The 13,672-nt window shown below is 36.1% G+C and carries 14 protein-coding genes and 2 riboswitches; of the genes, 6 read left to right on the top strand and 8 right to left on the bottom strand.

Annotated features, from left to right (window positions below):
* Position 1: 1 nt before the first annotated feature.
* Positions 2 to 919, bottom strand: coding sequence for an ABC transporter permease (locus tag LCF45_RS01050; RefSeq protein WP_002124730.1), 918 nt, complete (start codon positions 917 to 919; stop codon positions 2 to 4).
* Between the two features lie 138 nt (positions 920 to 1,057).
* Positions 1,058 to 1,163: riboswitch (SAM riboswitch) on the bottom strand.
* Positions 1,164 to 1,336: 173 nt separating this feature from the next.
* Here LCF45_RS01050 and LCF45_RS01045 point away from each other — a divergent pair.
* Positions 1,337 to 1,552, top strand: a complete 216-nt coding sequence (locus LCF45_RS01045) for a DUF3951 domain-containing protein (RefSeq protein WP_000371388.1) — start codon at positions 1,337 to 1,339, stop codon at positions 1,550 to 1,552.
* Between the two features lie 18 nt (positions 1,553 to 1,570).
* On the opposite strand, the gene LCF45_RS01040 is transcribed toward LCF45_RS01045, so the two are convergent.
* A complete protein-coding gene (locus LCF45_RS01040) occupies positions 1,571 to 2,074 on the bottom strand; it encodes a hypothetical protein (protein WP_002139912.1) in 504 nt (167 codons plus the stop codon).
* A gap of 274 nt (positions 2,075 to 2,348) precedes the next feature.
* On the opposite strand from LCF45_RS01040, the gene LCF45_RS01035 reads away from it, so the two are divergent.
* The gene (locus LCF45_RS01035; RefSeq protein ID WP_063225668.1) at positions 2,349 to 2,795 is read left to right on the top strand and encodes a hypothetical protein; all 447 of its coding nucleotides are present in this window, start codon (positions 2,349 to 2,351) and stop codon (positions 2,793 to 2,795) included.
* Positions 2,796 to 2,827: 32 nt separating this feature from the next.
* Here the strand turns inward: LCF45_RS01035 and LCF45_RS01030 are convergent, their stop codons facing one another.
* The 5 genes from LCF45_RS01030 to LCF45_RS01010 all read right to left on the bottom strand — a co-directional run bounded on the left by LCF45_RS01030 (position 2,828) and on the right by LCF45_RS01010 (position 8,857).
* The gene (locus tag LCF45_RS01030) at positions 2,828 to 4,087 is read right to left on the bottom strand and encodes a multidrug effflux MFS transporter (RefSeq protein WP_033713407.1); all 1,260 of its coding nucleotides are present in this window, start codon (positions 4,085 to 4,087) and stop codon (positions 2,828 to 2,830) included.
* 117 nt (positions 4,088 to 4,204) lie between these two features.
* Positions 4,205 to 5,923: a DUF3981 domain-containing protein gene (locus LCF45_RS01025; protein WP_033733706.1), complete on the bottom strand. Its 1,719-nt coding sequence runs from the start codon at positions 5,921 to 5,923 to the stop codon at positions 4,205 to 4,207.
* Positions 5,924 to 6,013: 90 nt separating this feature from the next.
* A complete protein-coding gene (locus LCF45_RS01020; protein ID WP_002091456.1) occupies positions 6,014 to 6,547 on the bottom strand; it encodes an MFS transporter in 534 nt (177 codons plus the stop codon).
* Positions 6,544 to 7,980: an FAD-binding oxidoreductase gene (locus tag LCF45_RS01015; RefSeq protein ID WP_033733704.1), complete on the bottom strand. Its 1,437-nt coding sequence runs from the start codon at positions 7,978 to 7,980 to the stop codon at positions 6,544 to 6,546. Before LCF45_RS01015 ends, LCF45_RS01020 begins: the two co-directional genes overlap by 4 nt.
* A gap of 112 nt (positions 7,981 to 8,092) precedes the next feature.
* Positions 8,093 to 8,857 carry a DUF6612 family protein gene (locus LCF45_RS01010; RefSeq protein WP_002009840.1) on the bottom strand — a complete coding sequence of 255 codons (765 nt, stop codon included), beginning with the start codon at positions 8,855 to 8,857 and terminating at the stop codon, positions 8,093 to 8,095.
* A gap of 145 nt (positions 8,858 to 9,002) precedes the next feature.
* Between LCF45_RS01010 and LCF45_RS01005 the strand changes: the two genes are divergently transcribed.
* The 4 genes from LCF45_RS01005 to LCF45_RS00990 all read left to right on the top strand — a co-directional run bounded on the left by LCF45_RS01005 (position 9,003) and on the right by LCF45_RS00990 (position 12,699).
* Positions 9,003 to 9,911 (top strand): NAD(P)-dependent alcohol dehydrogenase, encoded by a 909-nt coding sequence (locus LCF45_RS01005; protein WP_002167148.1) that lies wholly within the window; start codon positions 9,003 to 9,005, stop codon positions 9,909 to 9,911.
* 80 nt (positions 9,912 to 9,991) lie between these two features.
* Positions 9,992 to 10,105, top strand: a riboswitch (SAM riboswitch).
* Between the two features lie 85 nt (positions 10,106 to 10,190).
* The gene (locus LCF45_RS01000) at positions 10,191 to 11,003 is read left to right on the top strand and encodes a MetQ/NlpA family ABC transporter substrate-binding protein (protein WP_000756967.1); all 813 of its coding nucleotides are present in this window, start codon (positions 10,191 to 10,193) and stop codon (positions 11,001 to 11,003) included.
* 12 nt (positions 11,004 to 11,015) lie between these two features.
* Complete coding sequence (locus tag LCF45_RS00995) at positions 11,016 to 12,056, top strand: methionine ABC transporter ATP-binding protein (RefSeq protein ID WP_078206728.1); 1,041 nt, start codon at positions 11,016 to 11,018, stop codon at positions 12,054 to 12,056.
* Positions 12,031 to 12,699, top strand: a complete 669-nt coding sequence (locus LCF45_RS00990; protein ID WP_002124718.1) for a methionine ABC transporter permease — start codon at positions 12,031 to 12,033, stop codon at positions 12,697 to 12,699. The genes LCF45_RS00995 and LCF45_RS00990 overlap by 26 nt, the downstream gene beginning before the upstream one ends.
* 48 nt (positions 12,700 to 12,747) lie before the next feature.
* On the opposite strand, the gene LCF45_RS00985 is transcribed toward LCF45_RS00990, so the two are convergent.
* Positions 12,748 to 13,524 carry an SDR family oxidoreductase gene (locus LCF45_RS00985; RefSeq protein WP_002124715.1) on the bottom strand — a complete coding sequence of 259 codons (777 nt, stop codon included), beginning with the start codon at positions 13,522 to 13,524 and terminating at the stop codon, positions 12,748 to 12,750.
* Between the last annotated feature and the right edge of the window lie 148 nt (positions 13,525 to 13,672).

Here is a 13,672-nt window from a genome sequence, read left to right as displayed (position 1 = left end):
CTTACGTAATAGAACGAATGCGCGGATCAACAATACGATGAATGATATCTGTAATAAAAATACATACAATTAATAGCGCACTATAGAAAATGGTTGTTCCCATAATCACCGGATAATCTCGGTTGAAAATACTGTCTACAAAATATTTTCCTAAACCAGGAATTGAAAAGATTTTTTCAATAACGAAAGTCCCTGTTAAAAGTCCAGCCATTAATGGGCCAACAAATGTAAGTACCGGAACAATCGCATTTCGAAGAGCATGTCTTATAATGATTTTCTTAATTGGTATACCTTTCGCTCTCGCTAGCTTAATATAATCACTCTGCAACACTTCAATCATATTAGAGCGAACAAATCTTGTAATAACTGCAATTGGTCCTAACGCTAATGCGAAGGAGGGTAATACAGTATGCTCAAATGTTCCCCAAGACGCCACTGGTAGTAATTCAAATTGTATGGCGAATACTTGTATAAATAGTGGTGCTAAAATAAAACTAGGAATAGAAATACCGAGAATCGCAAGCAAGCTCACACTATAATCAATCACTTTCCCATGATATAGCGCGGCAAATGTACCTGCGGCAATTCCGACTAACAATGAAATAACAAGTGCTTGTAAACCAATAATTGCCGATGGTCCAAAACCAGTTGTTATAATTTCCGATACACCTTGACCTGTCGATTGAACAGATTCGCCAAAATCAAAATGAACTACCCCATCCAAATAAGCAACATACTGATTCCATAACGGTTCATCAAGGTGATACTTCGCTCTCATGTTTTGTATTACTTCTTCAGGAAAGATTTTCGCATCTGATGAAAACGGATCACCTGGAATAATATGCATAATTAAAAATGTTATTGTCGTAATGACCCATAGCGTGAATACCATAACCGATAGTTTTTTAATAACATACACTTCAATAACCCCCCTAAACAAATGGATTTACTTTGTTTTATTGACATATTTGTTGCCATTACTCCTTCTCTACTTCTTAAAACACAAAAAGCCTTGATCTTAAAAAATAAGATCAAGGCTTAATAAACGAAGGCCCATCACTTATCTTTCAAGACTTGCTTGCTGGAATTAGCACGGTGTTCCTGTTACAGAACCCGCTGCTGAGGTGTCATAGGGCCAGTCCCTCTACCTCTCTGGATAAGTAAATTGCTATATTATTATTTGGTTCAAATTGTATATTTTGAATTATAATTCTGAAAAAATGAAAAGTCAATCAAATTGGATATATTTAGAAAAATCAGTTTTCTATTATATTAGTTATTGAAATTACAATCTTTCACTTATAATAAAAAGAAATTGTATTAAAGGAGTTATAAGATGGATCCACTACTTCTGGCTACTATAGGATTGCCATTAACAATCGTCATACTCGTCATCATCGGCTTCTATAAACTCTTCATTAAAAAGAAAAGCATCACTTCTTTTTACACTCCATTCGATAATATTACTGGACAAACAATTTCAGAATTTCACGAAGAACAGAAGATATTAGTATCCGAGGATGAAGACGGAGATGGTAAAAAGAAAAAATAACCTTGCGCATGCGCAAGGTTATTTTTTCGCCTCTGTTTGAAAGCGTTTATAGTATGTGGATGCTGTTGCAAAATTAATTTCTATATCACGAATTAATGATGAATCTTCTTCTTTAGCTAGCTTCTGTAATTTTTTCATCGCTTGTTCCGATTCATTCAAGAAACCAACATATACCTCATGTTCTTGCTCTTTCGACTTTGGAACACGAATTTCTTTACGTATATTATCAATATCTTCTAACATGCTCGTTGTTACCTTTTGCACATCTTCTTTATATGTAGCATTCGTTATTTCCTTACCGCCCTTTTCTTTTGCCACTTCAAATAACTGTAACGCCTTATTAATTTCTTTATTTATTTTCGCATCATATTTTTCATGTACTGCGCTGTATTCTTTCATTTCTTCTGTTTGCTCAGTGGATTGCTCTACCTTTTCTTTCGGTTCTTTCGTATCTTTATTTCCATTACATCCTGCTAGAAGGATCATACTTCCCATTACAGCAATACCCAAAACCTTCTTCATCTCGAATTCTCCTTTTATCTACAGCTATTACTCATTATAGTTTCTTTTATCTCCACTTGTTATTATACCGAGAACGCCCCACTTTTTACACTTAAGACGATATCTTAATATACATACCAACATTTTTGTCACAGTATCGTCACTTTATGCAAATAACTTTTGCATCACTTTACTACATCACCTTACAAAACTGTAAGCACACATAGAGAACAAACCATGCTAGACTTACATATGCATAAAGTAAGCGTAGTTCAGTTTGTAAGGAGAATCATCAATGTACAATACAATACCCTTTATGGGCGAAGATATTCGCGTCCTTATTCGCGAAAAGTCACTTCATATTGAAAATACAGAGAGCCTTCGCCGCGTATTAAAGAAGAAGCATGCTCCATTTAAGCTGGCCCAATATTTAAAGCAACAACATATAAATCAATTTCATACTGTGCTAAATATATCCGATAAATCTTTAACAATCGAGATTATCAGTCATGTCTACATTGGAAATTTTGCAGATGTCTTAAAAGAAATTCCACGCATACCGAAGATTGCTCCTATTATCGTTGAGAGGGCATATAGAATTACAGATCATACTGATATTATTGATTGCGGGGAGAAAGAGGTCGACAGTAACCGCTGGGTATGGGATAAACTTGCTTTCTTATATGATGCGATCATGAATAATATGTATGAGTTATTTCAAAGAAATGAAAAAAAGAGCTGATTCAAAGAAATGTTTGAATCAGCTCTTTTGTATTAAGCTTCTAAATTTTTATTTTGTTGCAGTTCAAACTGCTTCTCACTTCTTCTGGCCATAAATAGATAACATAACACAGCACCAATTTCACAAAGCGCTATCACAACCCCCATCGGTAATGCGGTATTGCTTCCGCCAATACCTACTAATGGTGCAACAAGTGCTCCTGAAATGAACTGTAATAAACCTAGTAAAGCTGATGCTGTTCCTGCTGCTTGTTTTTGATTTCTCATCGCTAACGAGAAGCCGGTTGTTGATACAACCCCAACACTTGATACAACAAGAAATAGCGAGCATAAAACACCGATTAGCCCTATTCCTAATACGATTGTAAGTAGTAATGATAGACCGCCAACAGCCGCAATAATAATACCAGCAACAAATAAAGTTTTCTCATTAACTTTCCCTGCTAAACGGCCCGTAACCTGACTAGCAATAATAATACCGATACCGTTAATCGCAAAGAATAAGCTAAATTGCTGTGGTGATGCTCCGTATATGTTCTGCAACACAAACGGTGAACCAGAAATATAAGCAAACATTGCAGCTGTTACTAATCCTTGCGACAATGCATACCCCATAAATAAACGATCTTTCAGAAGCTTTCCGTATGTTGCAAGCGTTCCTGATAATCCACCTGTCTCTCTTTCTTCAGGAGGTAATGTTTCACGTAATACGAAAGTAGCTGATATTAGCATGAATACACTAATTGCTCCAAGAACGATAAAAACGCCGCGCCATGATGTGAACTGTAATAATTGCCCTCCAATAATCGGTGCCAAAATAGGCGCTGCTCCGTTTACTAACATAAGCAGTGAGAAAAACTTCGTCATTTCAGAACCTGAATACATATCACGTACCATTGCACGTGATATAACGATACCAGCAGATCCTGAAGCACCTTGTAAGAAACGTAAAAGCACTAAACTCCAAATCGATGGTGCAACAGCACAAAGTAAAGAAGAAGCAACATAAATAATAAGAGCGATAATAAGAGGTTTGCGTCTTCCGTAAATGTCACTAATTGAACCAATAAATAACTGCCCTACTGAAAGCCCAAGCAGACAAGCAGTTAATGTAAGCTGCGCGAGGGATGCACCCGTTTGTAAATCATCCGTTAACTTTGGTAAAGAAGGCAAATACATATCAATAGATAACGGCCCAATTGCCGTAAGTGTCCCTAATACAAGAATCATCCATAACCTGTTTGTCTTTACAGGTTTATATATTTCGTGATTAACTCCATTCACTTTTTCCATTCACCCTTTCATATAAACACTTAATCGTAACAATTATAGTTACAACATGAATATACGTCAAGTATACCGTATTTTCCTGTTTAATAATGTAAAAAAAGCGATAGAATCTCTATCGCTTTACTTTTTCAAATTACTATTTGTAAATTTAGATACAGATGCCATCATTTCTCCTGTGTCTAAATATGTGATTTGAATTGGATCTCCTACTTCTGTAAACATTGCATATGGGAATTTATTCGCCGGTACCATGAATACTTTTTGCTCGTTTTCTAATAGTACGTACACAATCGTATTTTCACCTGATTTTTCTTTATACACACGTTGTACAGTACCTTCTTTTTGCGCTTCTTTCCCATTTGAAGTCGGTCTAAATGAATCACCACTTCCGCTCAGCGCATTTTTATAATTCTCAAGTGCTTCTTTTTGCGTTGAACCTGTTGCAAACACTTTTGCATTAGAAGCATATATGACAGTATGAGCACGTACTAATCCTCCGTCATCAATAACAGGTACAATCCAAGAAGGTTTACCGTACACGTTATAAATAACCGGCATCGTTCCGTGCCATTTCTCTCTCTTAAAGGAATTATCCACTACTTCTGTAGCAGCCGAACCATCCATAATTCCCTTTACTTCTTTTCCATTATAGTAATACAACTTACCTGTACGCGCATCAATAAGCGAATAGCCTAGTGCAGAATCTACTCCTTCTTTCGGAGAGGTGAAATCAGTAAAATAATATAACGTTCCGTCCTTACCGAAGATTGGTGTAACTCCTTCTTTCGTTCCCCACTCAGTCGGAATCTTCATATCCGTTTGTGAGAATTTTGTATTCCAAAATCCGTGAATATATTTACCAAAATACGTATTTAATGTAGATGCAGTCTCGTGATTTAATACGCCATCAACGAATTTAGGTGCCTTTCCTTTGTCGTATCTTTTCACTTCACCTGTTTGTGCGTCTACTACTACAACACCTTCTACTTCAAATCCAGATCTTCCTGAAATAAATTCACCATACGTCATTGTATAATACGGTTTCCCTTTATCATCAACTTCAAATTTTGGTTTCCCTTTAAAAACTAAATCTGGCTCTGCTTTTCGAACGACACGTTCTAATTTATTACCGAAAAACATGCTTGGCACATATTTCATTTTATAACCAAGGTGCAGTTTCGCTTCCGCATCAGGATTCGTACCTGACATCGTTACGTACCCTGGAATTGTCTCAGCTTTACGTGCTTTAAAAAATCCTGAAACTTCAATTGGTGCTACATATAAGGCCTCGCCATTTACCATTTGTGGCGTTAATTCTCCTAGCTCAAAATAAGCTACTTTCGGAATATCCCCAAATACTTTTTTCATCTTATTCTCCGCTGTCTTTGGCGGCACTGTAAACGGCTGATCATTTTCAGTAAATGGCTCTGAAATATCTTTCTCGATCTTCACAACAGAATCATATTTTTTTTGCGTGATTACTATATCGTGCAAATAACCAAAATAGCCGTAACTTGCGAGTAAAACAAACATTAGAAGTCCCTTTAACGTACCTTCTAATTTCCCTACCTGCTCTTGTGAGAATAAAACAAGCCCAATTAAAATCGCTACTGCAACAGAATAATGAGTAAGAATAGAATCTGCTCGATCATCAATTAGCCAGAAATATTCATAGATTGCAATACCTATCCAAAATAAAACAGGAATAACTAAAATAGATGATTTCTTACCCTTTACAACTTTCTCATTTCCTCCTTTATCCACCGCGCGAATTTTATTACCGCTTCTAGTCCATGGAATCAAAAACAAAGTGAGAATAGCTAAAACTATAAATTTCATCAAAGGCAATGTCCCCTTTTCTTTTGTCTTCTCCATAAGTATAACAAATAAAGGGTAATCAGGTAAAAATGGGAATGGAAATACTTTTAATTACTTATCACCGCGGCTTAATACAAATCCACTAACTACATATAAAACTGAAGCAATGTAAAAAATAGTCCCTATCGTAAAGAAATCCACTAGGTAACCAGTTGCAATTATAGCTACTCCGCCCCCAATTGATGTCCATACATGGTATTTTCCAATTTCGTAACCAGCTTCCTTATGCGCTACCTTTCGTGCTAACGATGTCTTCTCCGTATTACGCTGCACAGCACCTAAAATACCCATTAAAATTTGGAGAATGTATACATGCCAAACTTCTGTTGCAATAGGGAAAAAAAGCATTAATATAGCCATGGACCATGCGTATATAATTAATAACTTTCTATCACCTACCCTATCAGAGATTCTTCCAACTAACGGATATACTAGAGCTGAAGTTAAGGCAAATAAGCCGTACGCCCAGCCAAATTGCGAGAAACTATTTCCTACATTTCGAAGCAATAGTATATAAAAAGGAAATACCATACTACCCGCCATCATAATAATGCTTTGTGAGGCTACAAATCTTCTATATGTCATTTGCTATACTCCTTATAAAATAAATTCACAAACCTTTCCTCTGGGTCTACTTCCTTCTTCTTCTGAAGGAATTCTTCTATGCGAGGATACGCTTTCTTTAGTTGCTCCTTTTCCGGATAAGAATAATACGGTAAATAATAACTTCCATTATGCTTTAACGTAACATCAATCATCTTTTGAATGACCACTTTTGTTTTCTTTATTTCATCTTCAGAACGCCCTTGATTAATTAGAAGCACAAGCGCAAACATATCATCTTTCGCATAAGATAGCACCGCATTCTCATTCTTTTCTACATAGCGGATTGTAATGTTAAGAAGGTTTAATTCCTCTTCATTTAAAACGCTTCGCAAATCATCTATATACGCTGCAAAACCATCTATCGGTACAAAGTACTCTTGTAAAACTTCGGTCAAGTTTGGATTATCGTATTCCATAAAAGTACTATCAGATCTCATTACGTTATTTCGCGTTTCGTACTTACCATCTGTACGTTCAAAATAACCTCTTTGTATGTCCCAAAATGCGCCCTTTCCCCAGTCACTATAACGTGATAACCCGAGCAAAAATTTCGGCGTAGCTATAATATTTTCTTCTTTTAATTTGCTGTACTCTTTCAACTTCTGTTGATCTTCTGCCAGTACATAATCTGTCACATACATCTCTTTTAAAAATGAATTTGGGGCAACAGAAATACGTGCTAAATGCATACGTATATTCTCATCCCTTCGCACTTTATTCTTAAAGTATGAAGAGTATTCTTTATAATCTAGTACTTTCGTATGCGTTTCATACAATTCATCGTTTGTTAACTGTAGCGTCACATCTAAAATCACACCAAATAATCCATATCCCCCAATTACATACGGAAACAAGTCAGCATTTTCTTCTCTATTTACATTACGCACCGTACCATCTGCCATTAACAATCTGAACGACTCTACTGTATCAATCAATGCTTCATGACGAATATCACGCCCATGTACATTTACACTTAATGAACCACCAACAGTAAAAATATTTTGAGATTGCATCACTTGAACTGCAAGACCATATGGATTGATTTTCTTTTGAATGTCATTCCATGTGACACCGCTTTGCACCCTAATCCTCTTCTTCTCCGGATCGAATTCTAATATTTCATTATATCCTTTCATATCAAGCATCGTACCGTTCGGATAATACGTCTGTCCGCCTTGGCTATGTTGCATACCTGCAATAGAAATCTTCTCTCCAGAAACATTTGCATCTTGCACTAACTGTTTTAATGAACGTTCATCCTCAGCATTTTCAACACGTTTAATTTTCGTTGGAAGCAACTTTCCTACATCGCTCATAATAGGATGTTCTAGTTGCTCTTTATATGTATTTATAGATGTCGCAAGCAACACTGTATAAGCTACAATGACCACCGCTATCTTTCTTTTTTTCAAATGACACTCTCCTCTTCCACAGTTTTCCCTCTTCATATTGTACCTATTTTCCTAAGAAGAAAGTATAAAAAAGAGAGGGCACCTTATTTTAGGTCCCCCCTGATCAAAACTGTTACTTTGCTGCCGGCAATTGTATTGGGTCAAACTTTTCGTACGACGTATATTTTGCATTCGTAATAATGTGTGCCTTATCCTTACCATTACTACTCATAATCATATCTATCTTCGCTGATTCATATTTAAAATCTTTTGTAATGATATATTCTGCATCCACTTCTTCTATCTTCGCATTTTGTGCTTGTAACATTTTCTTCTGCGTTTCATCCATGCTAGTTAACATACTTTCTGTTTCTTGCCCTTTTAATGTAAATTTCAGTTTATATTTATCTCCGCTTTTCTCCATCTTCATTTTATCTAAAACTACTGCTGGTACTTCTAAATTATCTATAATATCTTGAGTCGCTTTCATTCCACCAGCGTTTAATTGCTCCTCTGGTACGGTTATAACTTCTCCTGTATTAGGGTTTTTCACCTCACCAGCAACTTTACCATCCACAGTATACACTACAACATCTGTACCAGAAATATTCATTTCAGAACGAGAATTCTTTGTCTTTGGCTCTAATTGCATCTTAGCCTTTAATATATCCATCTCTGTTCCCTCAGCTTTTAACCCTACATCATATGTCATCGTTACATTTTCTTCATTTTTAAAAGCTTCGTTCGTTTTCTTGAAAACATCCTTCGCTTCTAATTCCTTTTCTTTTTGCATGGCTTCTTTTTTCGGTTCATCAGTCTTTGTTGTTTTCTCATTGCTACACCCTACCCCTAGACTGATTGCAAGCACTAAACTTGAAATAATAATAGTTTTTTTCATAATGTCGCCCCCTTTCCCAAAATAATATCACCTCTTTTCCTACGAAATCTATATAATTTTTAATCTTTATTCGCTATATAGCGACATGTTTAATGAAGGTTTTAAATATGATGTAAATAACAACAACTCATTTCAGGAGGTCATTATGAAGGCGATCATTTGCACACAGTATGGACCACCTAACGTTCTTCAGCTTCAAAATATAGAGAAACCTACACCTAAAAAGAACGAAGTATTAATTAAAATTCACGCAACAAGTGTAACGACTGGAGATTGTAGAATACGCGGCTTTAATAGCCCCCTCTTATTTTGGATTCCTATGAGGATCATATTAGGTTTCAGAAAACCGAGAAAACCTGTACTCGGCGTAGAGTTATCCGGTGAAATCGAAGAAGTAGGAACAGATGTAACTCAATTTAAAAAAGGTGATCCAATTTTTGCATTAACAGAACTAAACCTCGGTGGTTATGCCGAGTACACATGCGTACATGAAAGTGGATTAATAACATTAAAACCTACCAATGTGACGTATGAAGAAGCGGCAGTTATTCCTTTTGGCGGAACTTCAGCATTACATTTCCTGAGAAAGGGCCGTATAAAAAAAGGGCAACAAGTGCTCATATATGGTGCCTCCGGATCAGTAGGAACAGCTGCTGTACAACTTGCTAAATATTTCGGCGCGACCGTTACGGCTGTTTGTAGTAATTCAAATTTTGAACTCGTGCAATCTTTAGGAGCTGATAAAGTAATTGATTATACGAAAGAAGATTTTACTAAGCAAGGCAAATGCTACGATATTATATTTGATGCAGTTGGGAAGTATAAAAAATCCCTTTGTACAAATACATTAACACCCAATGGAAAATATGTATCTGTTAATGGAATGATGGCCAAGGTAAGTAAAGAGGATATGATTCTATTAAAAAAACTAGTCGAAACGGAAAAACTAAAGCCCGTTATTGATAGAACTTACCGATTAGAAGAAATTGCTGAAGCTCATATGTATGTGGAAAAGGGACATAAAAAAGGGAACGTTTCGATTACCTTAAAATAAAATATATTCAGAAAATAATATTGACAATTCTTTTTGTAAGATTTACTATTAGTACCATATTAAAAAACTACATACACATACTCTTATCAAGAGTGGCGGAGGGACTGGCCCGATGATGCCCGGCAACCGAGCTTATAACGTATAAGCTAAGGTGCTAATTCCTGCAGAACGATTTTCGTTTTGGAAGATAAGAGAGGAACCTATTTCGTCTATTCGGCACCTCTCTTATTTTTGAGAGGTGCTTTTTATTTTGGAACGTATATTAAGGGGGAATTATAGATGAAAAAGGTGTTATTAAGTATTGTAAGTGGAGCGGTATTATTGTTAGGTGCATGTGGTGCTAATTCTGATAAAGAGGTAAAAGCATTAGATGAGAAAAAGATTACTGTCGGCGTAACGGGTGGACCGCATGAACAAATTTTTGAAAAGGTAAAAGAAGTGGCAGCAAAAGATGGTCTCGAAATTGATGTAAAGGTATTTAATGATTATGTAGCGCCAAACGTATCTTTAGATGAAAAAAGCCTCGATGTAAATAGCTATCAAACTAAATCTTATTTAGACGTATTTAAAGCTGAACGCAACATGAAATTAACTGAAGTATTTTCCACAGTAACATTCCCTATGGGTGTATATTCTAAAAGCTTAAAAGATGTAAAAGAATTAAAAGAGGGCGATGCAATCGCTGTCCCAAATGATCCAACAAATGAGCTTCGTGCTTTAAAGCTATTTGAAAAAGCAGGTGTTTTAAAGGTTGATCCAAAAGCTACAGAAAAAGCGACTGCAAAAGATGTAATTGAAAACCCGAAAAATTTAAAGATTGTTGAATTAGAGGCATCTCAATTACCAACACAGCTAAGTGAAGTAAAGGCAGCTGCAATTAATACAAACTTTGCATTAGGTGCAAAATTAAGCCCAGCGAAAGATTCTATTTTCCGCGAAGGAAAAGATTCACCATATGTGAATTGGGTCGTTGTTCGTACTGAAAATAAAGATGATGCTGTTGTTAATAAATTAAAGAAAGCTTATCAATCTAAAGAAGTAAAAGATTTCATTGAGAAAAAATTCGATGGTTCTGTTTTACCGTCTTGGTAGGAGCTGACTATAATGATTGAATTAAAAAACGTCTCCAAAGTATTTACAACAAAAAAAGGGAATGTTGAGGCTCTTAAATCAACTTCCCTTAAAGTAAAAAAGGGCGAAGTATTTGGAATCATCGGATATAGTGGCGCTGGTAAAAGTACATTAATCCGTTGTGTAAATTTATTAGAAAAACCAACGACAGGAGATATCATTATAAATGAACAAGAGTTAACAACCTTATCGACAAAAGAACTCGCAAAGGCGAGAAAAAAGATCGGCATGATTTTTCAAGGATTCAATTTACTTAAAACCGTTACCGTTTATGAAAATATCGCACTACCCTTACGTCTATCTGGTCTTCCCAAAAATGAAATTGAAAAAAGGGTAGAAAAGTATTTACGCATTGTTGATCTCTTTAATAAAAAAGATGCCTATCCAAGTGAATTATCTGGTGGTCAAAAACAACGTGTAGCGATCGCTCGCGCACTATCTCATGAGCCTGAAGTTTTATTAAGTGATGAAGCAACGAGCGCATTAGATCCGGAAACGACTGATTCTATTCTTGATTTATTATTAAAGATCAACGAAGAAATCGGAATTACGATTTTGCTAATTACACACGAAATGAATGTCATCCAGCGTATTTGTGACCAAGTTGCTGTAATGGAACATGGATCTGTCGTTGAAAGTGGAACAGTGAAGGACATTTTTACAAATCCACAACATGTAACAACGAAGAAATTTGTAAATAGCGCGTTTGCAGCTAAAATTCCAGAAGAGGTACAGAAAGAACTGCAAAGCACCGGGGAAATCGTAACACTTTCATTTATAGGAACCGCTTCAGGAGAACCAGCGTTAGCTGTCGCTACAAAACGTTTCCACGTATATCCTAATATTTTATCAGGCAATATTACACAGTTAAAACATGAGGCATATGGAAAACTGATCGTTCATATGCAAGGTGAAAAAAGTGAAGTACACCGTGCCTTATCATTTTTACAAGAACAAGGGATCATCGTAGAAGGAGGTAGAACAGATTATGGGAAACAAGTCCTTTTTGGATGAGTGGGGTAACGTAATATGGGAAGCAACAATTCAAACATTTCAAATGACATCTATTTCACTACTTATCTCTATTCTTATTGCATTACCACTCGGTGTCACACTTGTTTTAACGAGACCTGGTGGACAGCGAGAAAATAAAATTATCTATCCTATTCTTAATACAGTTATTAATATCATTCGTTCTCTTCCGTTTATCATTCTATTATTCTTCATTTTACCTTTTACAAAGTTTCTAATGGGAACGTCCATTGGCGTGCAAGGTGTTATCGTACCACTTGTTGTCTTCACAGCCCCTTACATTGCCCGTTTAATGGAAACTGCTTTATTAGAAGTGGATCGCGGTGTCATTGAAGCATATCAAGCAATGGGAGTCTCTACTTTAAAAATCATTTGGCACGTTATGGTTAAAGAAGCTCGCCCGTCTCTCGTACTTGGATTAACAATCGCAACGATCGGCTTAATCGGTGCAACAGCAATGGCTGGACTTGTCGGTGCTGGCGGCCTTGGTGATTTAGCATATCGATTCGGACATTTACGCTACGAACCTGAAGTAATGTATGCAACCGTCTTTATTTTGATTATCCTCGTTCAAGGATTACAGTCTTTAGGGAATGGTGTTGCACGAAGATTGAAGAAAGATTAAAAAGAAGGTATCTCATTGAAATGAGATACCTTCTTTTTAATTATAAAATTATCTCTTAAATCCACCTTCTGAATGAATAACTTGCCCTGTAATCCATTCCGCTTCTTCGCTCACTAAAAACTTAATAAGCCTTGCTGCATCCTTTGGCTCACCAATTCTGCCGAAAGGAAACATCGGTCTTAATCCTTGCTTTATCTCCTCAGTCATCCATCCTGTACTAGTTGGACCTGGATTAATTGCATTCACTGTTATCCCTAAATGGGCCACTTCCGCTGACAACGTACTAGTAAGAGCGTCAATTGCTCCCTTCGTTGTTGCATACGCTAATTCTCCTGCCATAGGTCCTTTAAATTGTCCCGACGTCATATTCACAATTCTACCACCAGATTTCTTATCAAAACCTTGGGCAAATTGACTACTTAACAATGTAGTCGCACGAACATTTACCATGTAGTGCTTATCTAGTTCTTCAGCAGTCAAATTAGAGAAATCATTATTTGTAGAATATGCTGCATTATTAATTAATATATGAGGGTACCCTAATTGTTCAGTAACTTTATTTATAAGCTGATTTGATGCATCATTCTGAGTTAGATCTAACTCCATGCTCGATACTTTGACACCATTTTGTATCAACTTTTCTTTTAATTGTATTTGTTCATTTTTATCAACGCCCCAAGGCATCTCTTTATCGTATTCTGTCCAATACGTAAAAAATATATCGTATCCAGCCTCTGCTAACTCCGTGCAAATAGCTGCTCCTATACCGTCTAGACGACTTACACCTGTAACAACTGCTACTTTATTTTTTAATTGATTCATCATATACTCCTCCAAAGTTAAAGGACGCATATTTTATATAAGAGATATAAATTTCCCCACATAGACATCTATCCTTACAAAAGGGATGTACAAAACAAATATGCATTCCTTGAATGATTTATAGGTAGCTAAATAAACCCTCACTTACGAG

Source organism: Bacillus sp. 41-22 (assembly GCF_025809295.1).
In the GTDB taxonomy this organism is placed as follows: Bacteria; Bacillota; Bacilli; order Bacillales; family Bacillaceae_G; genus Bacillus_A; species Bacillus_A mycoides.
This window is presented reverse-complemented; position numbering and strand designations above follow the sequence as displayed.